Here is a 22,745-nt window from a genome sequence, read left to right on the forward strand (position 1 = left end):
TGAAAGCCGCCGCAGCCCCCTGCGCGGCCTGCGACACGTGCGTCGGTATGCTGGTCTGGCATGCCTGGGGGCTTCTCATTTGGGCCGCTTTGGCGCTAAAACCCTCCCGAAAGCTGCCCCCTTTTGTGGTGGCGGCGATCCCATCCTGCCAAAAAACCTAAACCGGCGTCCTCGCCCCTTTTCCGTGAGAAATATCCCTATGAAACGTATCGATGCCAGCGGATTGAAAATTGCGCCTGTCCTGTTCGATTTCATCGCCAAGGAAGCGGCACCCGGCACCGGCATTTCTTCCGATGCATTCTGGGCCGGGCTGGCCGGCGTCGTCGCCTCGCTGGGTCCGAAGAACAAGTCGCTTCTCGCCACCCGCGACACCCTGCAGGCCAAGATCGACGACTGGCACCGCGCCAATAAAGGCAAGGCCTTCAACATGGACGCTTATACGGCGTTCCTGAAGGAGATCGGATACCTGCGGCCGGAACCCGCGACCAAGCCGGTCGAGACCGCCAATGTCGATGATGAGATCACCAGGATTTGCGGTCCGCAGCTCGTCGTGCCACTGACCAACGCGCGCTATGCCCTCAACGCCGCCAATGCGCGCTGGGGCAGCCTCTATGATGCGTTCTACGGCACCGACGCCATCCCTCACGAGGCAGGCGAAGCCAAGGGTTACGACAAGAAGCGCGGCGACAAGGTGATTGCCAAAGCCAAGGCTTTTCTCGATCAGGCAGCGCCGCTCGCGACCGGCAGCCATAGCGACATCACGGCCTACAGCGTCGAAAGCGGCAAGCTCTCGGTGAAACTGAAAAGCGGCAACGCCACCGGCCTGAAGAATCCGCAGCAGTTCGCCGGTTATCAGGGCGACGCCGCCGCGCCACCCACCGTGCTGCTCGTCAACAACGGCATGCACATCGAGATCAAGATCGACCGCAGCAATACGATCGGCAAGGACGATCCGGCCGGCGTCGCAGACGTCATCCTCGAGGCCGCCGTCAGCACCATCCTCGACATGGAAGACAGCGTCGCCGCTGTCGATGCCGACGACAAGGTGCTGGTCTATCGCAACACCCTCGGCCTGCTGAACGGCACGCTGTCGGCCGACTTCGAGAAAGGCGGCAAGACACTCAAGCGCGCGCTCAACGCCGACCGCACCTACAAGGGACCGGACGGCAAGGAGATCAAGCTACACGGCCGCAGCCTGCTGCTGATCCGCAACGTCGGCCATCACATGTTCACCGACGCGGTGCTCGATTCCGCCGGCAACGAAATTCCGGAAGGCATTCTCGATGCCGCGGTGACCGGCCTGCTCGCGATCCACGACATCAAGGGCAAGCGCAACAGCCGCACCGGTTCGGTCTATATCGTCAAGCCGAAGATGCACGGCCCCGACGAGGTTGCGCTGACGGGAGAAATATTCGGCGAGGTCGAGAAGATGCTCAACCTGCCGCAGAATACGCTGAAGATCGGCATCATGGATGAGGAACGCCGCACCACGGTGAATCTCAAGGCCTGCATCCAGAACGCGTCGCAGCGCATCTTCTTCATCAATACCGGCTTCCTTGACCGCACCGGCGACGAAATCCATACGTCCATGGAAGCGGGCCCGATGATCCGCAAGAACGAGATGAAGGCACAGCCCTGGATCAAGGCGTACGAGGACTGGAACGTCGACAACGGCCTCGCCAACGGCCTGCCCGGCCATGCGCAGATCGGCAAGGGCATGTGGGCCGCGCCGGACAAGATGGCCGACATGCTGGCTCAGAAGATCGGCCATCCGCAGGCCGGCGCCTCTACCGCGTGGGTGCCGTCGCCGACCGCGGCAACGCTCCACGCCCTGCACTATCATCAGGTTGATGTCGCCGCGCGCCAGAACGAACTGAAGAAGCGTCCGTTCGCCAAGCTGTCCGACATCCTGACCATTCCGGTGTCAAACTCCAACTGGGCGCCGGACGACGTGAAGCAGGAAATCGACAACAACTGCCAGGGCATCCTCGGCTACGTCGTGCGCTGGATCGATCAGGGCGTCGGCTGCTCCAAGGTGCCGGACATTCACGATGTCGGCCTGATGGAAGATCGCGCGACGCTGCGCATTTCCGCCCAGCATCTCGCTAACTGGCTGCTTCAGGGCGTCGTCACCAAGGATCAGGTGATGGAGTCGCTCAAGCGCATGGCGGCGATCGTCGACAAGCAGAACGCCGGCGATCCGCTGTACAAGCCGATGGCGCCGAAATTCGACGGCGTCGCGTTCAAGGCAGCCTGCGATCTCATCTTCAAGGGCCGCGAGCAGCCGAACGGCTACACCGAGTTCATCCTTCACGCCCGCCGCAAGGAAGCCAAAGCGGCAGGATAATTGGCAACGCCGACTGTTCCGGCGACGCAGCGTCGCATCTCGTCGCCGGAACGTTCGTTGCTTTCTGAAGTTGATGGTCATTCCCAACAGGAGATGACCATGGACTGGAACCGCGTTGAAGGTAACTGGAAGCAATTCAAGGGTGCCGCCAAGGAGAAATGGGGCAAGCTGACCGATGACGATCTCGATGTCATCGAAGGTCGCCGCGAACAGCTCGAAGGCAAGCTGCAACAGCGTTACGGCTACGCCAAGGACCAAGCCACCAAGGACATCGATGACTGGTTTAAGGGTTTGAAGTAGCAGGCCCCGAAGAACGAAAAGCCCCGGCGTCGCGCCGGGGCTTTTTTGTGCGTGTTACCTCTAGAACACCGCGAGATATTTCAACATCGAGATAATGCCGATGATGACGACAATGGCGCGCACGATCTGTTTGGCGCGCCCCTCGATCGGCAGAAGGTTTACAAGATAAAGCACAAGAATAACAACGACGAACGTAATCAGAATACTGATAAGCACGGACATGGTCGGACCCCCGAACAAATGCTTTCACGATGCGGCAACGCATCATGCGCAACCGCCGGTATTTTAACCAACGCGTCTTGCCTGCGTTGGTTCCGTCCAGGGAACAGGGATCATTCCGAACTTGCAGACATGTCGTCGATCAACGAACGCCGCGACGGCGTGACCGAACGCTCGCTTGCAGACGCACCACGATTGTCGCTGGCACGGCTGGCGATAACAGAACCGTTCGCTTCGGCGACAAGGTCGCCTTTGCGAAGGGTCGGGTCATCTTCGATGCCGATGTGAGCAAGACCACCGGGATCCTTGCCGTTGCAGGTGCAGCCTGCGATCAGCTCCTTGCGGTAGCGAAACGCATTGGGCAACTGCGAATAGGATTTTCCGCTTTTGCTGGTCGCATGATCGATCTTGCTGCCGTAGAACACCTGGGTTTCGCTGGCCGGGCAGAAGCTGTTGCAAGTCTCGGTACTGCTTTGTCCCCGTTGTGAAGACAATGGGAAATAGCGGCCGTCACAGGTACGAACGCAATAAGCGACACCGCCGCCGCCTGATGAGGCGCGCGGCGCGCGCTCGATCGAACCGCCGGAATCGGGAAACACCGGAGCTGATCTCTGCGGTGGCGCACTGAATCCACCAAACAGTGCCGAGAAGAAATCCTGCGCCTTGGCGGAGGGACTGGCCGCCGCAACTCCCATGATCGCCAGTGCCAGAACACCTGACGATGCGATCGGCCTCGAAAACGTGTCACGCATGGAACACCTCGCTTGCCTGTTCCCATCTTCGCATAAGACTGACGATCAGTTGAGTCCCGATATCATCACTCTGTGAGAAGACGGTCGCGTCGAAGTGGTTAGCGCGACATTACGTTTCGGCTGTATCGCATTTGCTTCAAGTTGCTGCGAACTGCCCTTCGGCAGCACGATGACTTTCGCGCCGACGCTCACGCGGCTGTAGAGATCCCGGATATCTTCGTTCGTCAGCCGGATGCATCCGCTGGACACGAACTTGCCGATGGTCGAGGGATCGTTGGTGCCGTGAATCCGATAATCGCTCGAACCCAGATACATCGCCGCGGCACCGAGCGGATTGCCTGGACCGCCTGCCATGAACCGCGGCAGATAAGGCTGCCGCGCGATCATCGCAGCCGGCGGATGCCAGTCCGGCCACTCTGCCTTGCGGGCGACGGTTTTCACGCCCGCCCAGGTGAAGCCCTCGCGGCCGACACCGACGCCGTAGCGAATGGCCCGATTCTGGCCGAGTACGTAATAAAGCATGGTGTTTCCGGTATCGATCACGATGGTGCCGGGCGCCTCATGACTGTTGAAGGCAACAACGGTGCGCTTCAGCCGGTCCGGGACCGCAGCGGTCGTCCCCTGATCGTCTTCGATCACACCCGGTAAACGGTCGCTCGGGATGAACGAGTCTTGTGCCTGATCCGCATATCCGAGCGTTCGATAGCCCACGCCTTGCGCCTGCGCGGGAGCAGCCGAAGTGACCGCGATTGCGATCACGGCAGCGGCAGCGGCAGCGAGTGCGCCACCCTTGTCATGCCAACCGTATCGGATTGTTTCTGATAACGGACGTCGAAGGATACTTCCGGCCAAACGAATACTCATGACGCGACCCTGCCCGTTGGTTGGTCCGCATCCCCGATGCGGAGCGCAGGACAAACACGCGAGTCACCGCTGGGTTCCGGTGCCGCCTGTAATGACGCCCATCCGCGCGATGGAACTTTTGCCGGGCACGGACCATTGGATCGGTGAAAAGCCGGCAATCACGCGCCGGCGACACTCGCGAGGGAATTTGCCATGTCGCTCGGAACCATTCTTGTCATCCTTTTGATCCTGATCCTGCTCGGCGTCATACCTCGTTGGGGGTACAGCACATCGTGGGGATACGGGCCGTCCGGGATCGTCGGGACGGTGCTGGTGATTGTCGTCATTCTGCTTCTGCTGGGACGCATCTAGCTTCCCGGACGCTGGAAGCGCTGCGGCACGCCCCGCCGGAATCCGTAAGAAAGTCGTTCAGTCATTGGGCGGCAGCATCGGATAGCGAGCGAGCCTTCGCGGTGCTGTCGTTCGTTCTTCTCCCGCTTCGACCAAGTTGACTTTCGTACCCACCCTTGCAGGGCGCGCCAAACGGCCCGATCAGCAACTCGTTCGTCGAACGGCATTTCGCCGCCCGACATCAAGTCGTGCCCGCCGCTTGGCGAACGGAACCTTCAGGTTAGCGCGACGTTTGTGAAGCAGCTTATCCAGTTATCAAGCCGTTCAGGAGCTTTCGATGGCAAGCAGCGATGGTGAAGATGCGATGAAAAATCTGGCCGATAAAGAAACATATGACCGCCTTCAGAAGGATGTTGACGCCGTGAAAAACGATATCTCCGCTCTCACAGACCAGATCACCGAAGCTCTCAATACGTTCACGGGCGTCGCCCAGAAGCAGGCCCGTCGCGGCTACAAGCAGGCGCGCGCCAACGTGGATTCAACGGTGGCCGATCTCAGCAAGCGCGGCAGCGCTGCCTTTGACGCCGCGCAGGACGCCGCCGCGACACTTGAAGATACGCTTGAGGATGCGGTTCAGCAGCGGCCGCTCGCAGCCGTCGGTCTCGCCCTCGGGCTCGGCTTTCTGATCGGGGTGACCTGGCGGCGGTGATCTCCGTGCCGTTGCAATCCGAATAAGCAAAATGGCGGCTGGCGGCGTGTCATGCGCCGCCGACCGGCAACCGGCTTTTGAATGATTTTGAATCTCCAATCGATGAGCAGGGCGATCGATGTTTCAGAAAATGATCGATGATTTCAAGGACAGCACCGGTTCGGCTCTGCGGTTGACCTCGCTGGCGATCGCCGTCGCCGCCTGTCTGTTTATTACCACCGCCTTCCTGTGCGCCGCAGCCTTCGTTTTCACGCTTCAGAAATACGGGCTGCTTCAGGCGTGCCTGGCCGGGGCGGCCGTGTTCTTCGTCGCTACGGTGCTGGCGGCGATCGGCTACGCCGTCAAGAAAAAGCAGATGGCACGCAAGCCCGTGGAAACCGCCAAATCCGCAATGTCTGCCGCTCTCAGCGACCCCATAATGATGGCGGTGGCGCTTCAGGTCATCCGCGCCGTCGGCGTCAAACGGCTGGTACCTCTGCTGGCGATCGGCGGAATCGCGCTGGGGTTGATGGTGCAGCGGCGCCACGTCGAGGAGAACGCGACCGACGATTGATCGCGGACCTCCTCTTGCCGATACCAAGCCCGAGAACGATCAGCTCAGACACCGCGATGGCGGAAGCTGCTTGGCGACGGCGGTGAGCACGCTGACAGAAGGCTCGCACGCCGTCATGCGCTTGGGCGCCGACCGAACCACATTCTTCTCCGGCGCCGTGACAGCTACAGTGCCGTCCGGCACACGGACGATGAATGACGTCCCCGGCAACGACGGCGACTTGAACGACACCGTCGTGCTGCGGTCCTGGATCGGAACGCCGGCACGATCGGACTTGGTGTCGCGATTGACAATCGAGACCACACGCACCGCCGGCGACGGAGTCGCATCACTCACTTTTATCAATATCCGCTGACTATTTCCTGATGCGCCTGCCAGATGGACAGCGCCAAAGGCAAAGGTCGCGAGTGCGGCAACCAGTACTCCGGAAGCGACGCGGGACATCTTTTCACCCTCACCCGTTGCACCGCAAAACAGTGCCGGCGATACAACGTGAGGTGTCGAGCTTCGTTCCTGCCCGAGGCAGTCACGCTGGTACGAATAATTTTCAAGATTTCGGGAACGTTTTCTGCGGCTCCGGAGTCAATTCAACAGCCGGTCAATCCCCCTGCCCCTAACCGACCGGTGACATGGGGTGCAGCCGTGGTGATGCCGGCTGCACCCTATTTTTTTATTGATCGCATCAGCCGCGCGGCAATCGCTCGCCCTTTTCGGGCACGAAAAAGCCCGGGCTCGAACCCGGGCTTTTTACTGGCGGACATGCCGACGTCAGGATGCCGCAGCTCTCTGATTACGATTGCGTGAGTTGCGCTGAAAGAACAGCGCCTGACTTGCCACTGCCGACACCATCGCCGGCTGGAACGGTTTCGAGATCAGGAATGCCGGCTCCGGCCGCTCGCCGGTCAGGAAGCGTTCGGGGTAGGCGGTGATGAACACCACCGGAACCTCGAAGGTCCGCAGCAACTCATTGACCGCATCGAGTCCGGAGCTGCCATCGGCGAGCTGAATGTCGGCAAGGATAAGTCCCGGCTTCTTGGTGTTCGCCAGCGCAATGGCGTCCGAATGGGTCCGCGCCACGCCGATGACGTTATGGCCGAGATTCTTGACCAGGCTCTCCAGATCCATCGCGATGAAGGTCTCATCTTCGATAATGAGAACATCGGTCGCGATCTCGGCGGCAAGTTCGCGGCCCGCTGTATCGGTCAGGGTCCGGATTTCCGCGACGTCGGAGGCAAGGATGAATGCGACTTCCTCCTCGGAGAAACCTTCCAGCGACAGCAGCAGGAAAGCCTGGCGCGCGAGCGGCGTGATATTCGACAGCCGCCGCTCGGAAGCCGCCTGCGGCACAGGCTCACCGCCCTCATTAAGCGCGACGGAATTCCATATCTGCGTGAAAAGCCGGAAAAGACCGGCCCGTGCGCCCAGGCGCTCATCAAGCAGCGACTGATCCTGCAACAATGCCTCGAGCATTGCGGCCACATAGGCATCGCCAGACGTCTGGTTTCCCGTCAAGGCGCGAGCGTAACGGCGCAGCAGCGGCAGATGTTCAGCAACGAGCTGAGAACGGGACATACCCCCTCCAATCAATTGTCATGTGATACATAGGATCGATCCCGGCCCCAAAGTCCCTGTACGCCCAAATCAAGGTAGGAAGCAGGCTTCCGGGTTCCTTCCAACTAATTACTCCTGAACCGTTGAAAAGTTCCCTGAGTTCGGAACCTTTGCCTCGGACAGGGATTACATCTAGCACGGGAGCAGGCCAGCGAGGTCTGAAAGAGCAAAAAACCACAATCTTTCTCGTAATTTAGCTCTTGGGGAAAGCACGGATCGGATCATGACAGACTCAAAGCCTCCGACCTCCAAACCTGCCGGAACAGGCAAGCAAGGCGGTCTGAATGCAGAAATTCAGTCCCGGATCGGCCATCAGCTGCGGGCCATGTACGACGATGTTGTCAGGCAGGGCGTGCCTGATCGTTTTGCCGAGCTCATCCGTCAACTGGATGGGCCGGAAGCCGCAGCGCCCGGGGCAATTCCGAAAAATGACGGGAGGGACTAATGCCTCTCACAGATTCTCTTCGCGACGATATCCTCGCGGCTGTGCCGAGTCTGCGTGCGTTTGCAATTTCCCTGAGCGGGAAAAGCGACCGTGCCGACGATCTGGTTCAGGAAACCTTGGTGCGGGCGCTCGCCAACATCGACTCCTTCCAGCCGGGATCCAATCTGCCGGCGTGGTTGTTCACGATCCTGCGCAACCTGTTCCGGTCTGATTACAGGAAGCGGCGGCGTGAGGTGGAGGATGCCGATGGCAGCTACTCCAAAACGCTCAAGTCGCAGCCGGCGCAGAATTCGCATCTCGAATTCGAAGAATTCCGCGTGGCTCTCGAGAAGCTGCCGCAGGATCAGCGTGAAGCACTCATCCTTGTCGGCGCGTCGGGCTTTTCATACGAAGACGCCGCCGCGATCTGCGGCTGCGCAGTGGGGACGATCAAGAGCCGGGTCAATCGCGCCCGCTCGAAATTGAGCGCCCTCCTCTATGTCGACGGCGCGGAAGACTTCGGGCCGGACACGACAGTTCGCGCCGTGATCGGCGGAAGCGGCAACTAAGCCGCCCTTCAACGAACCACGACATCAACGGGCAAGGGCGGCCACGCTGGATGGCCGCCCTTGTCATCGTTTCAATTCGTCTAGTTCAAGCCGCCAAAGGCCCAGATCAGCAACAGGATCGGGATCGGCACACCCAGCAGCCACAACAACAGATAACGTCCCATGATGAGTTTCTCTGATACAACGAAGTTTCGGTCATAGGGAAATCATCACTGCGGGCATCCGTTCCCGGTCGGATTACTACGACGACACGGACTCAACGCTTGCGCGGAGGAGCGGCCAGACGCTCGGTTCGACCCTTTTCGTTCTCGTCGACCACCGTGATCATCGGCGCAGTGAGTTCGTAGACATAGCTCACATCGGTGAAATACCGCTTCGATGTGCCGCCGAGCGCTTCGGGCGCGACGCGGTCGAGTAGCACGATGCCGAATTCCCCGTCGGGACGGCGAGTGGCCGCGCTGGTGTTGAACTCCTCCCAGCGAAAATCGAAAACCGCATCGTTGCCTTCGCCGGCGACCGTCCACCGGGCGAGGATATGCGGATGCTTGCCGACCAGAGAGAGCCCCTCGTCCGAATGGGAGGCCAGTTCGAAAAAGAGGAGTGACAGGCTTTGCGCGGCGCGGGCACTGACTGTGATATCCGGCCCTTCGACGACGATCCGCTCGGCATTGGGAATAGCCCGTGACTCGAACAAGCCTTTCAGCTTGACGCCCTGCCACTGGCTTTCACTTAACAGCGTCACGACGTTCGACATCGCGTGAATCCGGCCGATGAGGAGATCGCGCGCGACATCGGCGTCAACACCATGGCGCAACGTGCGGGTTACGATCGACTGGATCACCGCAAGAATGTTCTTCACCCGGTGATTTAGCTCGTCGATGACCGCAGTCAACCGCCGCTCGAAACCAATCCGGGTCTGGATTTCGCGGCTGAGCCGCACATTGTTGTAGGACACGTAGCCAAACAGCCCGCACATGATAGTGGTCAACGCCAGGCCGACAATCGCGACAATGATCGCAAGGTCGCGCGCATGCGTCGCAGAATCCTTCCGGGCATAGTAGTTCAGGGTCCAGTCGCGGCCGCCAAACGACAGCTTTCTCGATAATGGCGGGGTTTCGCTGGCCGGCTTGGCCGATACCGACGTCACCTCTCCGTCGCCATTAACCTTCAGCTCGCTATCGCTGACGCGAGGGTCCTGCAGAGCCACCGAGAACACCGACAGATCGTCGTTCGGCAGCATGAGGGATGCGACGCGATACGAAATGGTAATGAAGCCGATGACATCGCCATCCTCCTTCGCGACCGGCGCGGCAAGAGCGATTCCGAGAGGGCCGCCAGGATGCAGCAGGACGAGCGGATCGGACGCAACTGGCTTGCGCTCCTTCATCGCTTCGGCCAGCATCGGGCCAATCACCGGATGCGTGTCGAAGATGCGGCCGGGAAATCCCTTGGTATCCACATTCTGCGGCTCGACATCCATCAGCACGTCGACAGGATTGTTGTTGGACATCGGCTTGAGCGGGGTATCGTCGTAGTTGCGCAGCACCGGATTGGAAAATCCGGCACTTCTCAGTCCTGCTTCGGCAGCGGGAAATGCCGACGGCGGCAGACGGGCGATCCAGCCTGCGACCACGAAATCCGTCCGAAATGCATAAATCGAGGATCGCAACGGCTGCAGCGCATTCGCGGCCGATTCCTGCGACGGACGGAAAACCCCCACGGCGACCCGCGCGAGGAGTTCGCGCTGACTGAGGCGCTCCTGGATCAGACTAGCATGAGTATCGACTGCACGCGCAAAGGCGGTCCGATCGATGGACACGTCCTGCTCATAAACACGGAACGCGGCGAGACCGGAAACCGCGATCCCGATAAGCGCGAGCAATCCGATGAAAAAACCGACCCGAAGCACGCTATGACTCGAATATCGAACATTGATGAAAATAACGCCCCATGCACGCAATGGATTTGCGAGGGGCGCGTGGCGCGGATGCGGATACTGAACGACAGCTCATCGATGCACAAGCATGGGAAACCGGTCCACCCATCCCTCCTCTGTTCCGGACCCAGAGGAAGCTAATGACGGACTAGCGAATTGGTTCCGCATGCACGCCAATTCCGGCCTCGCTCCGGCGAGGCAACCCGACACACCGGCCGCTGATGAAGCGTCGACCGAGCCGCGGCTGAATGGTTAACGCTCACCGGCATCCGGGCGGCGAACGAATGGGCCGTGGCCGCCATCAACGCCATGACCACGACGACAAATGCAACCAGGATGACGATCAGGAACAAACTGCTGCGATCTTTCGACCATTTCGAAAATATATCCTTCATCGGGACCTAACCCGGCCGGGCGCGTGTCGTTCCGATTGGCGGCGAGATATAGCCATGCCGAATGAGAACTAGACGAAGGTCTTAGACGGCACCCTGACTAGCGTTCCGATGTCAGGCCGCCTTTGGTCTCGATGAAACCGACGATACGGTCCAGCCCGTCGCTTTTCTTGAGATTGGTCATAACGAAAGGGCGCTCTCCGCGCATCCGCCGGACGTCGGTATCCATCTTCTCGAGCGAGGCGCCGACATGGGGGGCAAGGTCGATCTTGTTGATCACCAGCAGATCGGAACGCGTGATGCCCGGCCCGCCCTTTGACGGGATCTTGTCACCGGCGGCCACATCGATGACATAGATCGTGAGATCAGCCAGTTCCGGCGAGAACGTCGCGGCAAGATTATCGCCGCCGGATTCGATCAGGATGAGATCGAGGGCGGGAAATTTCGCGCGCATGTCCGCCACTGCGGCGAGGTTCATCGACGCGTCTTCGCGGATCGCCGTATGCGGACAACCGCCGGTTTCAACTCCGGCGATGCGATCCGGCGTGAGCGATCCTGACCGCACCAGGAATTCCGCGTCCCATTTGGTGTAGATATCGTTGGTGATGGCGGCGATATCGTAGCGCTCTCGCATCGCCTTGCACAACAGATCCATCAGAGCGGTCTTGCCTGATCCGACGGGACCGCCGATGCCAACACGAAGGGGGCCATTGAAGCGCGACATGTCAGCCTTTCATTCGATTTGAATCAAAGTATCGCCGGCTGTGAATACTCATGACCGGAACAATCGTGTGTATTGGGTTTCGTGGCGCATGCTCGCCAGATCTGCGCGGAAGGTGGCGCTGCCGAGATCGTCGAGTGTCGCCGCGAGCGCCCGCGTGGCAGTGGCAGCCACGACAGGTTCCAGCGCGGCCAGCGCGCGCTGGCTGTCGGTCTGCCCCAGCGGCACCAGCCGCACGCCGGCCGAAATCCAGTTCGACGTCAGCGCATGAAGAAAGCCATGCAGTGTCGATGCCAATGGAACACCGTGGCCAGCCGCCAGTACGCCAACCGCCAGCGGATAGACCACCGGCGATTGACATGTCGCCAGCAGATCGAGCGCCTCGCACGGCCATGCTGCCCGCGCGATATCGAGAAAGGCGCGTCCCTGCGCCGTCGTCTCGAGTTGCCGTTCCCGCGACGGCACAAAAGCCGCGGCAAGTTCCGCGATGTCGTTCAGCGATGTCGCGTCACCTGCCGCCGCCGCGCGATAACCGTGAGCGAGAAAAACGCCATCGCAAAATCCCGGCCCGTCGAGCATCGCCGCAAGCCAGTCCTGTAGCGTCACCACATCCCTGATGTCGCCGGCCTCGACAGCCCATTCGATTCCGCTCGAATAGGAGAAAGCCCCGACGGGAAATGCCGGCGAAAGCCAGGTCATCAACCGGTAGAGGGCGGCGGCTTCGTCCGCCACTACGAGTTTCGATGCCAAGTCGGGCTCAGGTCTTGTGGTCATGAGCATGGGCGTGCCCGTGATCGTGGTGGTGACCATGATCGCCGTGATCGTGATGGTCATGACCGTGATGATCGTGACCGTGCGGCGCATGCCCCGCTACGGCGTGACCTGCCGCATAGGCGCCACCCTCCGGATCGAATGGCGCTTCGATCTCGATGACGCGCGCTCCGAGCCCGCGCACCATCTCCTCGATCACGTGGTCGCGACGAATCCGCAGACCCTTGCCGACAATCTGGGTCGGCAGATGGCGGTTACCGAGATGCCAGGCGATCCGAACCAGATGCGACGGATCAGTACCACGAATTTCAATCAACGGCTCGGGCGCCGAGACAACCTCGACCACCCGCCCATCATCGAGCGACAGCGCATCGCCACCCCGCAACGCAATCGCTTCCTCAAGATCAAGCAGAAACGCCAGACCGCGCGTACCCGTCATCACCATACGGCGGCGGTGACGGTCGTCGAAATCGAGCACGACGCTATCGGCAGTGACACCGGTCCAGTGCCCCGCCGGAATAACCTTCGTGGCGCGCGGCTGGCTTGCGCTCATGCGGTTTGCCTCACCGGACGTTGACCTTTTCAGGCGTGATGACTTCGATTTTCGGCGGCGCGGCCATGCACTTCACCGCCACGCGCCCGAACGTCTTCATGTGTTCGGCCTTGCGGTGCGGCTCGAGCGCCTCGGCATTTTCCCACTGCTCGACGAACACCAGCTTGGCGGGATCAGTCACGCTCTCATGCAGGTCGTACGCAATGTTGCCGGCTTCCTTGCGGGTGGCCGCGATGCAGTCCTTCGCCGCGGCGATGAGTTCGGCGCGGGCTTCGGGCTTCACGGTGAGCGTGGCGACGACATAGATCATGAATTCCTCCGGCATTGGTTTCCCTGAAGTGCCGGGACCCTAGTACATGAAATAGCGCTGCGCCATGGGCAGCACCTCCGCCGGCGCGCAGGTCAGCAATTCGCCATCGGCGCGAACTTCGTAGGTTTCGGCATCGACCTCGATGTTCGGCGTCTCTCCATTATGGATCATGCTCTTCTTCGAAATACGGCCGCGCGTGTTTGAAACAGGATACAGCGCCTTCTGGATACCGAGTTTTTTCGCCAGTCCCGAAGCGACCGCGGCCTTGGAGGAAAACACCACCGACGACGCCGTCAGCGCACGGCCGAACGCGCCAAACATCGGCTGATAATGCACTGGCTGTGGCGTCGGGATCGAGGCGTTCGGATCGCCCATCGGCGCCGCCACGATGCTCCCGCCCTTGATGATGCAATCCGGCTTCACACCGAAAAACGCCGGTGACCACAGCACGAGATCCGCCATTTTTCCCTTTTCGATCGAGCCGATCAGCTTCGATACGCCATGGGCGATCGCCGGATTGATGGTGTACTTGGCGATGTAGCGTTTGACGCGGAAATTATCGTTATCCTTGCCCCTGTCTTCCGGCAACGAGCCGCGCTGCTTCTTCATCTTGTCGGCGGTCTGCCAGGTGCGAATGATGACCTCACCGAGCCGACCCATCGCCTGCGAATCCGACGAAATCATCGACAGCGCACCGATATCGTGAAGGATATCTTCTGCCGCGATGGTCTCCTTGCGGATCCGGCTCTCGGCGAACGCAAGATCTTCGGCAATCGACGGATCGAGATGGTGACACACCATCAGCATATCGAGATGCTCGTCGATGGTGTTGCGTGTGAACGGCCGCGTCGGATTGGTCGACGACGGCAGCACGTTCTTCAGCCCCGCGACCTTGATAATGTCCGGGGCGTGACCTCCACCCGCACCTTCGGTGTGGAAAGCGTGAATGGTGCGCCCCTTGAACGCCTTGATGGTGTCTTCCACAAATCCCGACTCGTTCAGCGTGTCGGTATGGATCATCACCTGAATGTCGTGATCATCGGCCACGCTGAGACAGGTATCGATCGCGGCCGGCGTGGTGCCCCAATCCTCGTGCAGCTTGAGCGCGCAGGCGCCGGCCTTGACCATCTCGACCAATGCTGCCGGGCGCGACGCGTTGCCCTTGCCGGAAATGCCGAGATTGACCGGAAACGCATCAAACGACTGGATCATGCGCGCGATGTGCCACGGCCCCGGCGTGCAGGTGGTGGCGAAGGTGCCGTGCGACGGCCCGGTGCCGCCGCCGAGCATCGAGGTGACGCCGGACATCAGCGCGTGCTCGATCTGCTGCGGGCAGATGAAATGGATGTGGGCATCGAAACCGCCGGCGGTGAGGATCTTGCCCTCACCGGCGATGATATCCGTGCCGGGGCCGATCACGATGGTGACGCCGGGCTGGATGTCCGGGTTGCCGGCCTTGCCGATGGCGGCGATATGCCCGTCCTTGATGGCGACGTCGGCCTTGACGATACCCCAGTGATCAACCACCAGCGCATTGGTGATGACGGTATCGGCCGCGCCCTGTTTGTTGGTGATCTGCGACTGACCCATGCCGTCGCGGATGACCTTGCCGCCGCCGAACTTCACCTCCTCGCCGTAAACCGTGAAATCCTTCTCGACTTCAATAATGAGATCGGTATCGGCGAGGCGCACGCGGTCGCCTGTGGTCGGGCCGAACATGTCGGCATAGACAGAACGCTTGATTGTGGTGGCCATGAACCGCGCCTTCAATAGGATTTGCCATCGAATTTTTGGACCGAAAACGTGTCCGGATCGACGCCGTCAAGACAGCGGATATTAACGGCGACCATGTCCTTGCCATCCGGCGACTTTCCGGACGCGAAGGATTCCACACCGCATGTGGCGCAGAAGCGATGGCGAATGAGGTGCTTGTTGAAGAGATAGTCGGTCAACGCGTCGTCGCCCGAGAGCAACTTGAAATCCTGCGTCGGAACAAATGTCAGCAATGTCCCCAGCCGGCCGCAGCGGGAGCAGTTACAGGAAATCACTTCGTTGATGTCAGCCGCGACTTCGTAACGAACCTTGCCGCACTGGCATCCGCCCGAATAGGTTTGCCTCATATTGCGCCTCGTTCACTGAATTTCATGGTTACGGTCACAGCTTCCCCATTACGTCGCCGCGAAATCCGTAAACTGTCCGCTTTCCTGCCAACGCCACCAGCGTGACCTCGCGCGTTTGCCCCGGTTCAAATCGCACCGCCGTCCCCGCCGCGATGTTGAGCCGCATCCCGCGTGCTTTCTTGCGGTCGAACTTCAGCGCCGGATTGGTTTCGAAGAAATGATAATGCGAGCCGACCTGAATCGGCCGATCGCCCGTATTGGCGACGGTGAGCGTGACAGTCTTGCGTTTGGCGTTGAGTTCGATCTCGCCATCCTTGATGAAGAGTTCACCGGGAATCATTTTCGCCTCACCGAATGGGATCGTGCACGGTCACGAGCTTCGTTCCGTCAGGGAACGTCGCCTCGACCTGAATGTCGCGAATCATCTCCGGGATTCCATCCATGACCTGAGAGCGGGTCAGAACTTCAGCGCCCGCCTTCATCAACTCGGCCACCGTGCGCCCGTCGCGCGCGCCTTCGAGAATGAAGTCCGAGATGATCGCGATGGCTTCCGGGTGGTTGAGCTTGACGCCGCGCTCCAGCCGCCGCTGCGCGACGATGGCCGCCATCGAGATCAGAAGCTTGTCCTTTTCGCGGGGAGAAAGATTCATGCGTTGAGCCTGATTGAATGAAACATCAGTTGAGCCAGATGCGTGGCAATGCAGCAGGGTCCACGCGCTGGAAGACCTTGATCATATCGGTGCGCAGCCGCGCGGCATCCTGTGCGCAGAACCGCGCCATGGCAAAGCCGTTCCACCCCGAGACGCCGACTTCCCCTCCGAACGAATCCGCCGCCTCGCGGATGCGTTCGACCAGCGCCTCATCGCCCGGCGCGATCAACGCGGTGCCGATGGCGACGCCGCCACCCGCCACGGCCGACCGTGCCAGCTTCGCGCCGATGTCACCATCGAGCCGAACCGTCTCGGCATAGATCGGCTTGCCATCGCGACGAACGCGCCAGCGGTCGATAAAGCGGCCCTCGGTCATCGTTTCGTTCATCGCCGTGCGCCCGAACACGACGATTTCGCACAGCAGTAGCGACGCCGTCGCATCCAGATCGATCTCGAAGCTGCGCGATACCTGCGCGCGGTCAAACAGGATGGTTTCCTGCGGCAGCCATGCGAGATAAGAGCCTGCCTCCGCACGCAGCCGGATGTCGAGCCGCGCCTCGGGGCCGTGCGAGCGGTAAATTTTCTCCGCCGCTGCCGTCGTCACCGTCAGCCGCGCCCGCTCACGCGCAACAATATCAATATCGAAACGATCCCCGCCCGCAACGCCGCCCGCCGTGTTGACGAACACCGCCGACAAACCGCCTTGCTCCGGCGAGGGAAACCGCACGCGCAGCGAACCGGCTTCGTGCAATTCACGGCGTCGCGTCATTCCGTCCTGAACATGAACATCGAGCGCGACCGCACCCACGGCGCGATTGGCCGCGAACACGCCCGACATCGACGCCGCAGTTTCGCCCGCCATCCATCCCCGCCCTTCCCGGCCGTCCGCCAGCATCGGCCCGTTCAGAGAGCCATCGCCCGGCTGATTTCGCCGGGGTCGAGGTTGCTGCGATCGCAGGTGAACTTCACCGCGCCGCGATCCATCACCGCGAAATTGTCGCCGAGCTCGCAGGCGAAGTCGAGATATTGTTCGACCAGAACGATGGCGATGGTGCCGAGACTGCGCAAATAGGCGATGGCGCGGCCGATGTCCTTGATGATCGACGGCTGGATGCCTTCGGTCGGCTCGTCGAGCAGCAGCACCTTCGGCCGCATCACCAGCGCCCGGCCGATCGCCAGCTGCTGTTGCTGACCGCCCGAGAGGTCGCCGCCGCGCCGCCCGAGCATCGATTGCAGCACCGGGAACAGCGAGAACACATCGTCGGGAATATTGCGCTGATCACGCTTCAGCGGCGCATAACCAGTCTTGAGATTTTGTTCCACCGTCAGCAGCGGGAAGATTTCCCGGCCCTGCGGCACGAACGACATGCCGCGGCGCGCCCGCTCGTAGGGTTTGAGGCTGGAAATATCCACCCCGTCGAAGGTGATCGCACCACCCGCGATCGGATACTGCCCGACCATCGCGCGAAGAAGACTGGTCTTGCCGACGCCGTTGCGCCCCAGCACACAGGTCACCTTGCCGGGCTCTGCCGTGAGCGACACGCCGCGCAGCGCCTGCGCCGCGCCGTAGTAAAGGCTGATGTTATCGACCTTGAGCATGGTTCAGCGTCCCAGATACACTTCGATGACCCGCTCGCTCTCCGACACCTGATCAATCGAGCCTTCCGCCAGCACCGAGCCCTCGTGCAGGCACGTCACCCGCACGCCGAGTTCGCGCACGAAGGTCATGTCGTGCTCGACCACCACGACGGTCTTGTCGCGGTTGATCTCATTCAGAAGTTCGGCGGTCTGGTGAGTTTCGACATCGGTCATGCCTGCCACCGGCTCGTCCACCAGCAACAGCTTGGGGTCCTGCGCCAGCAGCATCCCGATCTCCAGCCATTGCTTCTGGCCGTGCGACAGGTTGCCGGCGAGGCGATCCCGCGCGCCGGTGAGGCGAATGGTTTCCAGCACGCGGTCGATCCGCTCGCGCTCACCCGGCGTTTCGCGCCAGAACAGCGTCTTGCGCACGCGATGATCGCTCTTCAGCGCCAACTGCAGATTGTCCTCGACGGTTTGGCTCTCGAACACGGTCGGCTTCTGGAACTTGCGGCCGATGCCCAGTTCGGCGATTTCGGTTTCATCGAGCCGGGTCAGATCGACCGTGCCGTCGAACAGCACATCGCCCTCGTCCGGCTTCGTCTTGCCGGTGATGATGTCCATCATCGTGGTCTTGCCGGCGCCGTTGGGGCCGATGATGGCGCGCATCTCGCCGGGCGCAATGATCAGCGACAGATTGTTGATGGCGTGGAAGCCGTCGAACGAGACGTGCACGCCGTCGAGATAGAGCAAGGCCGAGGTCGCGCGGGTGTCCATGACGTTCATCGCATCACTCCGCCATGTGAGGTTGGGCGACGCCGTCTTCGGCGGCCGCACTTTCGTCAGCCGCAGCCAGAGTCTTTTGACGCCGCGCATCCCACCAGTCGCGGACAGTGCCGACGATGCCCTTCGGCAACAGCAGCGTCACCAGGATGAACAACGCACCGAGCATGAAAAGCCAGTACGGCGCGAGCGCGCCCGAGGTGAACACCGTCTTGGCGTAGTTGACGACGACAGCACCCAGCGCCGCGCCGATCAACGTGCCGCGTCCGCCGACTGCAACCCAGATCACCGCCTCGATCGAATTGCCCGGCGCGAACTCGCCGGGATTGATGATGCCCACCTGCGGCACGTACAGCGCACCGGCGACGCCCGCCATGCAGGCCGACAGCGTGAACACGAACAGCTTGTAGGATTCGACGCGGTAGCCGAGAAAGCGCGTCCGCGATTCCGCGTCACGCACCGCGATCAGGACCTTGCCGAGCTTCGACGTCACCACGGCGCGGCAGATCAGGAACGACAGCACCAGCGCGAGGCAGGACAGCGCGAACAATGCGGCGCGCGTGCCCTGCGCCTGCACGTTGAAGCCGAGAATGTCCTTGAAGTCGGTCAGTCCGTTGTTGCCGCCGAAGCCGAAATCGTTGCGGAAGAACGCCAGCAACAGCGCATAGGTCATCGCCTGGGTGATGATCGACAGGTAGACGCCAGTGACGCGCGAACGGAACGCCAGCCAGCCAAAGCCAAACGCCAACAGTCCCGGCACCACCAGCACCATCAGCGCGGCGAACCAGAACATGTCGAAGCCCTGCCAGTACCACGGCAACGCCTTGTAGTTCAGGAACACCATGAAGTCCGGCAACAGCGGATTGCCGTAGACCCCGCGGCTGCCGATCTGCCGCATCAGGTACATGCCCATGGCGTAACCGCCGAGGGCGAAGAACGCGCCGTGCCCGAGCGAGAGAATCCCGCAATAGCCCCAGATCAGGTCGATCGACAGCGCGAGGATGGCGTAGCAGAGATATTTGCCGAACAGCGAGATCAGATAGGTCGGCACCTGCAGCGGCGATGATTCCGGCAGCAGCAGATTCGAGAGCGGCAGCACGATGCCGATGGCGGCGACAATCAGAATGAAGATCGTCGCGCTGCGATCGAGCGAGCGGGTCAGCAGATGCGGCATCATGCTTCCACCGATCTGCCCTTGAGGGCGAACAGACCGCGCGGACGCTTCTGGATGAACAGGATGATCAGCACCAGAATGGCGATCTTGCCGAGCACCGCGCCGGCCACCGGCTCAAGAAACTTGTTGGCCATGCCGAGCGTCAGCGCGCCGACCAGCGTCCCCCACAAATTGCCGACCCCACCGAACACCACCACCATGAAGCTGTCGATGATGTAGCTCTGGCCAAGGTTCGGACTAACGTTATCGATCTGCGACAGCGCCACCCCAGCGATGCCGGCGATCCCTGAGCCGAGGCCGAAAGTCACCGCATCGACGCGGGATGTGGCGATGCCCATCGACGCTGCCATGCGCCGGTTCTGCGTCACGGCGCGCATCTCAAGACCGAGGCTGGTGTAGCGCAGCATCGCGAGCAGGATCGCGAACACCGCCAGCGTGAACACCACGATCCAGAGACGGTTATAAGTGATCGTCAATTGACCGATTTCGAATGCGCCGCTCATCCATGACGGATTACCGACCTCGCGGTTGGTCGGGCCGAACATGGTGCGCACGGCCTGCTGCAGCACCAGCGACAGGCCCCAGGTCGCCAGCAGTGTTTCGAGCGGGCGGCCGTAGAGAAAGCGGATAATGGTGCGCTCAATGACGACGCCGATCACGCCCGCCACCAGAAATGCCAGCGGCACCGCAATCAGCAGCGAATAATCGAACAACACCGGATACGCGGTGCGGATCATTTCCTGCACCACGAACGTCACATAAGCGCCGATCATCACCATTTCGCCGTGCGCCATGTTGATGACACCCATCACGCCGAAGGTGATGGCAAGGCCGATGGCGGCGAGCAACAGCACCGAACCAAGCGACAGGCCGTACCATGCGTTTTGCGCCGTCGCCCAGATCGCCAGCGTACTCTGGATCGCACTGACCGCGTTCGATGCGGCGCGCGCCACCGCCGGCGTTGCGCCGGCGGGAAGGTTCGACAGCATCGCCAGCGCTTCCTGATCGCCGCGGGCGCGGATCATCGCGACCGCATCGATTTTTGCGGCCTCGCTGGTATCGGGCTTGAACAGGACGATCGCCGCGCGCGCCTCGGTCAGCGCGCGTTTCGCGGCGGGATTGATTTCCTTGGCAAGGGCCGTCTCGATGGCTGGCAGCGATGCGTCGTCGTGGGTCTTGAACACGGTCTGCGCCGCCAGCACGCGCTTTGCGGGATCCGGAGACGACAGCGTCAGATTGCCGAGCGCCTCCTCGACAGCGCGGCGCAGGCGATTGTTGACGCGCACCGCGCTGGCCCCGGTGGGCACGGCAGCGATGGTTTCACCCGTCGCAGCGTTGATGACCTTGCCCCCGGCGTCCGTGAAGAACACCAGCTTGCTGGCGGGATCGGCCATCAATCGCCCGCGCTGCAAGGCATCGACGATCGGGAAAGCGAGCGGATTGTCGCTGGTGACGAGCGCACTGATCGCCTCGCCCGTGTCGGCGAAGGACCCGTTGGCGAATTTCGCGACGGCGTCCTCGAACGGTCCAGCCAGCGCGGGCCAAGCCGAACCGGCCACCACAAGAACAGCAAGGACGATGACGCAGAAGCGTCTGGAAAGATCAGCGAACACTGGACAACCCCGGCAGAGGTGAGAGGAAGGCGGCGACTGCCGCCGCCTTCCGTGGTTCGAATGCAGGTCAGGAGCGGATCAAGATCCCTGCCCGCCGCACTTGTTGGTCTTGACGTTGAAGTTGCCGCACTTCTTGTCGACCCAATCGCCGATCAGGTCCTTCGAGCCCTCGAGCTCTTTCGACCATGCGTCGCCGGCGACAAGACCAGGGGTCTTCCACACCACGTCGAACTGGCCGTCGTTCTTGATTTCGCCGATGAACACCGGCTTGGTGATGTGGTGGTTCGGCAGCATCTTCGACACGCCGCCAGTCAGGTTGGCCGCTTCGATACCGGGAAGCGCGTCGATCACCTTGTCAGCATCGACCGACTTCGCCTTCTCGACCGCCTTCACCCACATGTTGAAGCCGATCACGTGCGCCTCCATCGGATCGTTGGTGACGCGCTTCGGGTTTTTGGTGTAGGCCTGCCACTTCTTGATGAACTCCTTGTTTTCAGGAGTGTTGATCGACTCGAAGTAGTTCCAGGCGGCGAGATGACCGACCAGCGGCTTGGTATCGATGCCGGCGAGTTCTTCTTCACCGACCGAGAACGCCACCACCGGAATGTCGGTGGCCTTGACGCCCTGGTTGCCGAGCTCCTTGTAGAACGGCACGTTGGCATCGCCGTTGATGGTCGAGACCACCGCGGTCTTCTTGCCGGCCGAGCCGAACTTCTTGATGTCGGCGACGATCGTCTGCCAGTCGGAGTGACCGAACGGTGTGTAGTTGATCATGATGTCTTCTGGCTTGACGCCTTTCGACTTCAGGTAGGCTTCGAGGATCTTGTTGGTGGTGCGCGGATAGACGTAGTCGGTGCCGGCCAGCACCCAGCGCTGCACCTTCTCTTCCTTCATCAGGTAATCGACGGCAGGGATCGCCTGCTGGTTCGGCGCGGCGCCGGTGTAGAACACGTTGCGCTCGCTCTCTTCACCCTCGTATTGCACCGGGTAGAACAGGATCGAATCCAGTTCCTTGAACACCGGCAGCACGGACTTGCGCGACACCGAGGTCCAGCAGCCGAACACCACCGAGACCTTGTCCTTGGTGATCAGTTCGCGGGCCTTCTCCGCGAACAGCGGCCAGTTCGAGGCTGGATCGACCACGACCGCCTCGAGCTTCTTGCCGAGAACGCCGCCCTTCTTGTTCTGCTCATCGATCAAAAACAGGATCGTGTCCTTCAGCGTGGTTTCGCTGATGGCCATGGTTCCGGACAACGAATGGAGGACGCCGACCTTGATGGTGTCGTCGGCCGCCTTCGCGCCGCTGAGTGTGGTGAGGCTTAAAAAAAGTCCGGCAGTCGCGGCAAGCCATTTGCGTCGGCTCAGTGGCGCGGCCACGGACGGGCTGAAATGGATATTCATGCGATGTCATCTCCCTGACGCAGACGTGAAACGCTGTGAGACGGCCGACCGGCCGGCTGCGTTAA

27 protein-coding genes are annotated in these 22,745 nt (G+C 61.2%); 7 read left to right on the plus strand and 20 right to left on the minus strand.

Annotated features, from left to right (window positions below; all coding sequences use genetic code 11):
* Positions 1 to 199: 199 nt before the first annotated feature.
* The gene (locus ASC80_RS16395) at positions 200 to 2,347 is read left to right on the plus strand and encodes a malate synthase G (RefSeq protein ID WP_056299400.1); all 2,148 of its coding nucleotides are present in this window, start codon (positions 200 to 202) and stop codon (positions 2,345 to 2,347) included.
* Between the two features lie 99 nt (positions 2,348 to 2,446).
* Positions 2,447 to 2,647: a CsbD family protein gene (locus ASC80_RS16400; RefSeq protein WP_056300848.1), complete on the plus strand. Its 201-nt coding sequence runs from the start codon at positions 2,447 to 2,449 to the stop codon at positions 2,645 to 2,647.
* A 60-nt stretch (positions 2,648 to 2,707) separates the two neighbouring features.
* Here ASC80_RS16400 and ASC80_RS24195 read toward each other — a convergent pair whose 3' ends face one another.
* The 3 genes from ASC80_RS24195 to ASC80_RS16410 all read right to left on the minus strand — a co-directional run bounded on the left by ASC80_RS24195 (position 2,708) and on the right by ASC80_RS16410 (position 4,482).
* A complete protein-coding gene (locus ASC80_RS24195) occupies positions 2,708 to 2,869 on the minus strand; it encodes a Thivi_2564 family membrane protein (RefSeq protein WP_156464436.1) in 162 nt (53 codons plus the stop codon).
* 110 nt (positions 2,870 to 2,979) lie between these two features.
* Entirely contained in the window at positions 2,980 to 3,618 is a 639-nt protein-coding gene (locus tag ASC80_RS16405) for a DUF2865 domain-containing protein (protein ID WP_056299404.1), read from the minus strand.
* Between the two features lie 45 nt (positions 3,619 to 3,663).
* The gene (locus ASC80_RS16410; RefSeq protein WP_082512637.1) at positions 3,664 to 4,482 is read right to left on the minus strand and encodes a L,D-transpeptidase; all 819 of its coding nucleotides are present in this window, start codon (positions 4,480 to 4,482) and stop codon (positions 3,664 to 3,666) included.
* Between the two features lie 192 nt (positions 4,483 to 4,674).
* Here ASC80_RS16410 and ASC80_RS23225 point away from each other — a divergent pair, with 192 nt between their 5' ends.
* From ASC80_RS23225 to ASC80_RS16420, 3 genes are all read left to right on the plus strand, one after another.
* Positions 4,675 to 4,833, plus strand: a complete 159-nt coding sequence (locus tag ASC80_RS23225) for a DUF3309 family protein (RefSeq protein WP_082512638.1) — start codon at positions 4,675 to 4,677, stop codon at positions 4,831 to 4,833.
* Between the two features lie 316 nt (positions 4,834 to 5,149).
* The gene (locus ASC80_RS16415; RefSeq protein WP_056299407.1) at positions 5,150 to 5,521 is read left to right on the plus strand and encodes an ElaB/YgaM/YqjD family protein; all 372 of its coding nucleotides are present in this window, start codon (positions 5,150 to 5,152) and stop codon (positions 5,519 to 5,521) included.
* A 118-nt stretch (positions 5,522 to 5,639) separates the two neighbouring features.
* A complete protein-coding gene (locus ASC80_RS16420; protein ID WP_056299410.1) occupies positions 5,640 to 6,074 on the plus strand; it encodes a hypothetical protein in 435 nt (144 codons plus the stop codon).
* A 39-nt stretch (positions 6,075 to 6,113) separates the two neighbouring features.
* Here ASC80_RS16420 and ASC80_RS16425 read toward each other — a convergent pair whose 3' ends face one another.
* Together ASC80_RS16425 and ASC80_RS16430 are read right to left on the minus strand one after the other, a co-directional pair.
* Positions 6,114 to 6,410 (minus strand): hypothetical protein, encoded by a 297-nt coding sequence (locus ASC80_RS16425; RefSeq protein ID WP_056299411.1) that lies wholly within the window; start codon positions 6,408 to 6,410, stop codon positions 6,114 to 6,116.
* A gap of 432 nt (positions 6,411 to 6,842) precedes the next feature.
* Positions 6,843 to 7,646 carry a response regulator gene (locus ASC80_RS16430; protein WP_056299414.1) on the minus strand — a complete coding sequence of 268 codons (804 nt, stop codon included), beginning with the start codon at positions 7,644 to 7,646 and terminating at the stop codon, positions 6,843 to 6,845.
* A 262-nt stretch (positions 7,647 to 7,908) separates the two neighbouring features.
* Here ASC80_RS16430 and ASC80_RS16435 point away from each other — a divergent pair, with 262 nt between their 5' ends.
* Positions 7,909 to 8,130, plus strand: coding sequence for a NepR family anti-sigma factor (locus ASC80_RS16435; RefSeq protein WP_056299418.1), 222 nt, complete (start codon positions 7,909 to 7,911; stop codon positions 8,128 to 8,130).
* On the plus strand, positions 8,130 to 8,678 hold the full coding sequence (locus ASC80_RS16440; protein WP_056299421.1) for a sigma-70 family RNA polymerase sigma factor: 549 nt from the start codon (positions 8,130 to 8,132) through the stop codon (positions 8,676 to 8,678). Before ASC80_RS16435 ends, ASC80_RS16440 begins: the two co-directional genes overlap by 1 nt.
* Positions 8,679 to 8,934: 256 nt before the next feature.
* Here the strand turns inward: ASC80_RS16440 and ASC80_RS16445 are convergent, their stop codons facing one another.
* From ASC80_RS16445 to urtA, 15 genes are all read right to left on the minus strand, one after another.
* A complete protein-coding gene (locus ASC80_RS16445; protein WP_056299425.1) occupies positions 8,935 to 10,587 on the minus strand; it encodes a CHASE domain-containing protein in 1,653 nt (550 codons plus the stop codon).
* 519 nt (positions 10,588 to 11,106) lie between these two features.
* A complete protein-coding gene (gene ureG / locus ASC80_RS16455) occupies positions 11,107 to 11,730 on the minus strand; it encodes an urease accessory protein UreG (protein WP_056299430.1) in 624 nt (207 codons plus the stop codon).
* 48 nt (positions 11,731 to 11,778) lie between these two features.
* Positions 11,779 to 12,507, minus strand: coding sequence for an urease accessory protein UreF (locus ASC80_RS16460; protein ID WP_056300853.1), 729 nt, complete (start codon positions 12,505 to 12,507; stop codon positions 11,779 to 11,781).
* Positions 12,485 to 13,051, minus strand: a complete 567-nt coding sequence (locus tag ASC80_RS23230; protein WP_082512639.1) for an urease accessory protein UreE — start codon at positions 13,049 to 13,051, stop codon at positions 12,485 to 12,487. The genes ASC80_RS16460 and ASC80_RS23230 overlap by 23 nt, the downstream gene beginning before the upstream one ends.
* A 10-nt stretch (positions 13,052 to 13,061) precedes the next feature.
* Entirely contained in the window at positions 13,062 to 13,361 is a 300-nt protein-coding gene (locus tag ASC80_RS16470; RefSeq protein WP_056300856.1) for a putative quinol monooxygenase, read from the minus strand.
* Positions 13,362 to 13,400: 39 nt separating this feature from the next.
* On the minus strand, positions 13,401 to 15,116 hold the full coding sequence (gene ureC / locus ASC80_RS16475; protein WP_056300857.1) for an urease subunit alpha: 1,716 nt from the start codon (positions 15,114 to 15,116) through the stop codon (positions 13,401 to 13,403).
* A gap of 11 nt (positions 15,117 to 15,127) precedes the next feature.
* Complete coding sequence (locus ASC80_RS16480; protein ID WP_056299436.1) at positions 15,128 to 15,481, minus strand: GFA family protein; 354 nt, start codon at positions 15,479 to 15,481, stop codon at positions 15,128 to 15,130.
* A gap of 34 nt (positions 15,482 to 15,515) precedes the next feature.
* The gene (locus ASC80_RS16485; RefSeq protein WP_056299438.1) at positions 15,516 to 15,821 is read right to left on the minus strand and encodes an urease subunit beta; all 306 of its coding nucleotides are present in this window, start codon (positions 15,819 to 15,821) and stop codon (positions 15,516 to 15,518) included.
* 7 nt (positions 15,822 to 15,828) lie between these two features.
* Complete coding sequence (locus ASC80_RS16490; protein WP_056299441.1) at positions 15,829 to 16,131, minus strand: urease subunit gamma; 303 nt, start codon at positions 16,129 to 16,131, stop codon at positions 15,829 to 15,831.
* Between the two features lie 25 nt (positions 16,132 to 16,156).
* Entirely contained in the window at positions 16,157 to 16,993 is an 837-nt protein-coding gene (locus tag ASC80_RS16495; protein ID WP_056300860.1) for an urease accessory protein UreD, read from the minus strand.
* 41 nt (positions 16,994 to 17,034) lie between these two features.
* Positions 17,035 to 17,730, minus strand: coding sequence for an urea ABC transporter ATP-binding subunit UrtE (gene urtE, locus ASC80_RS16500; RefSeq protein WP_056299443.1), 696 nt, complete (start codon positions 17,728 to 17,730; stop codon positions 17,035 to 17,037).
* Between the two features lie 3 nt (positions 17,731 to 17,733).
* The gene (gene urtD / locus ASC80_RS16505; protein ID WP_056299446.1) at positions 17,734 to 18,495 is read right to left on the minus strand and encodes an urea ABC transporter ATP-binding protein UrtD; all 762 of its coding nucleotides are present in this window, start codon (positions 18,493 to 18,495) and stop codon (positions 17,734 to 17,736) included.
* Positions 18,496 to 18,499: 4 nt separating this feature from the next.
* A complete protein-coding gene (urtC, locus tag ASC80_RS16510; protein ID WP_056299449.1) occupies positions 18,500 to 19,669 on the minus strand; it encodes an urea ABC transporter permease subunit UrtC in 1,170 nt (389 codons plus the stop codon).
* Complete coding sequence (gene urtB, locus ASC80_RS16515; protein ID WP_056299452.1) at positions 19,666 to 21,279, minus strand: urea ABC transporter permease subunit UrtB; 1,614 nt, start codon at positions 21,277 to 21,279, stop codon at positions 19,666 to 19,668. The genes urtC and urtB overlap by 4 nt, the downstream gene beginning before the upstream one ends.
* Before the next feature lie 78 nt (positions 21,280 to 21,357).
* Positions 21,358 to 22,680, minus strand: a complete 1,323-nt coding sequence (urtA, locus tag ASC80_RS16520; protein WP_056299455.1) for an urea ABC transporter substrate-binding protein — start codon at positions 22,678 to 22,680, stop codon at positions 21,358 to 21,360.
* Positions 22,681 to 22,745 lie beyond the last annotated feature (65 nt).

Source organism: Afipia sp. Root123D2 (assembly GCF_001425835.1).
GTDB lineage: Bacteria > Pseudomonadota > Alphaproteobacteria > Rhizobiales > Xanthobacteraceae > Afipia.

Excerpts from the sequence above, each read along its gene's own strand:
- ASC80_RS16395 (WP_056299400.1), top strand. The coding sequence starts at position 200 with ATGAAACGTATCGATGCCAGCGGATTGAAAATTGCGCCTGTCCTGTTC.
- ASC80_RS16400 (WP_056300848.1), top strand. The coding sequence starts at position 2,447 with ATGGACTGGAACCGCGTTGAAGGTAACTGGAAGCAATTCAAGGGTGCC.
- ASC80_RS24195 (WP_156464436.1), bottom strand. The coding sequence starts at position 2,869 with ATGTCCGTGCTTATCAGTATTCTGATTACGTTCGTCGTTGTTATTCTT.
- ASC80_RS16405 (WP_056299404.1), bottom strand. The coding sequence starts at position 3,618 with ATGCGTGACACGTTTTCGAGGCCGATCGCATCGTCAGGTGTTCTGGCA.
- ASC80_RS16410 (WP_082512637.1), bottom strand. The coding sequence starts at position 4,482 with ATGAGTATTCGTTTGGCCGGAAGTATCCTTCGACGTCCGTTATCAGAA.
- ASC80_RS23225 (WP_082512638.1), top strand. The coding sequence starts at position 4,675 with ATGTCGCTCGGAACCATTCTTGTCATCCTTTTGATCCTGATCCTGCTC.
- ASC80_RS16415 (WP_056299407.1), top strand. The coding sequence starts at position 5,150 with ATGGCAAGCAGCGATGGTGAAGATGCGATGAAAAATCTGGCCGATAAA.
- ASC80_RS16420 (WP_056299410.1), top strand. The coding sequence starts at position 5,640 with ATGTTTCAGAAAATGATCGATGATTTCAAGGACAGCACCGGTTCGGCT.
- ASC80_RS16430 (WP_056299414.1), bottom strand. The coding sequence starts at position 7,646 with ATGTCCCGTTCTCAGCTCGTTGCTGAACATCTGCCGCTGCTGCGCCGT.
- ASC80_RS16435 (WP_056299418.1), top strand. The coding sequence starts at position 7,909 with ATGACAGACTCAAAGCCTCCGACCTCCAAACCTGCCGGAACAGGCAAG.
- ASC80_RS16440 (WP_056299421.1), top strand. The coding sequence starts at position 8,130 with ATGCCTCTCACAGATTCTCTTCGCGACGATATCCTCGCGGCTGTGCCG.
- ureG (WP_056299430.1), bottom strand. The coding sequence starts at position 11,730 with ATGTCGCGCTTCAATGGCCCCCTTCGTGTTGGCATCGGCGGTCCCGTC.
- ASC80_RS16460 (WP_056300853.1), bottom strand. The coding sequence starts at position 12,507 with ATGCTCATGACCACAAGACCTGAGCCCGACTTGGCATCGAAACTCGTA.
- ASC80_RS23230 (WP_082512639.1), bottom strand. The coding sequence starts at position 13,051 with ATGAGCGCAAGCCAGCCGCGCGCCACGAAGGTTATTCCGGCGGGGCAC.
- ASC80_RS16470 (WP_056300856.1), bottom strand. The coding sequence starts at position 13,361 with ATGATCTATGTCGTCGCCACGCTCACCGTGAAGCCCGAAGCCCGCGCC.
- ureC (WP_056300857.1), bottom strand. The coding sequence starts at position 15,116 with ATGGCCACCACAATCAAGCGTTCTGTCTATGCCGACATGTTCGGCCCG.
- ASC80_RS16480 (WP_056299436.1), bottom strand. The coding sequence starts at position 15,481 with ATGAGGCAAACCTATTCGGGCGGATGCCAGTGCGGCAAGGTTCGTTAC.
- ASC80_RS16485 (WP_056299438.1), bottom strand. The coding sequence starts at position 15,821 with ATGATTCCCGGTGAACTCTTCATCAAGGATGGCGAGATCGAACTCAAC.
- ASC80_RS16490 (WP_056299441.1), bottom strand. The coding sequence starts at position 16,131 with ATGAATCTTTCTCCCCGCGAAAAGGACAAGCTTCTGATCTCGATGGCG.
- ASC80_RS16495 (WP_056300860.1), bottom strand. The coding sequence starts at position 16,993 with ATGGCGGGCGAAACTGCGGCGTCGATGTCGGGCGTGTTCGCGGCCAAT.
- urtE (WP_056299443.1), bottom strand. The coding sequence starts at position 17,730 with ATGCTCAAGGTCGATAACATCAGCCTTTACTACGGCGCGGCGCAGGCG.
- urtD (WP_056299446.1), bottom strand. The coding sequence starts at position 18,495 with ATGAACGTCATGGACACCCGCGCGACCTCGGCCTTGCTCTATCTCGAC.
- urtC (WP_056299449.1), bottom strand. The coding sequence starts at position 19,669 with ATGATGCCGCATCTGCTGACCCGCTCGCTCGATCGCAGCGCGACGATC.
- urtA (WP_056299455.1), bottom strand. The coding sequence starts at position 22,680 with ATGAATATCCATTTCAGCCCGTCCGTGGCCGCGCCACTGAGCCGACGC.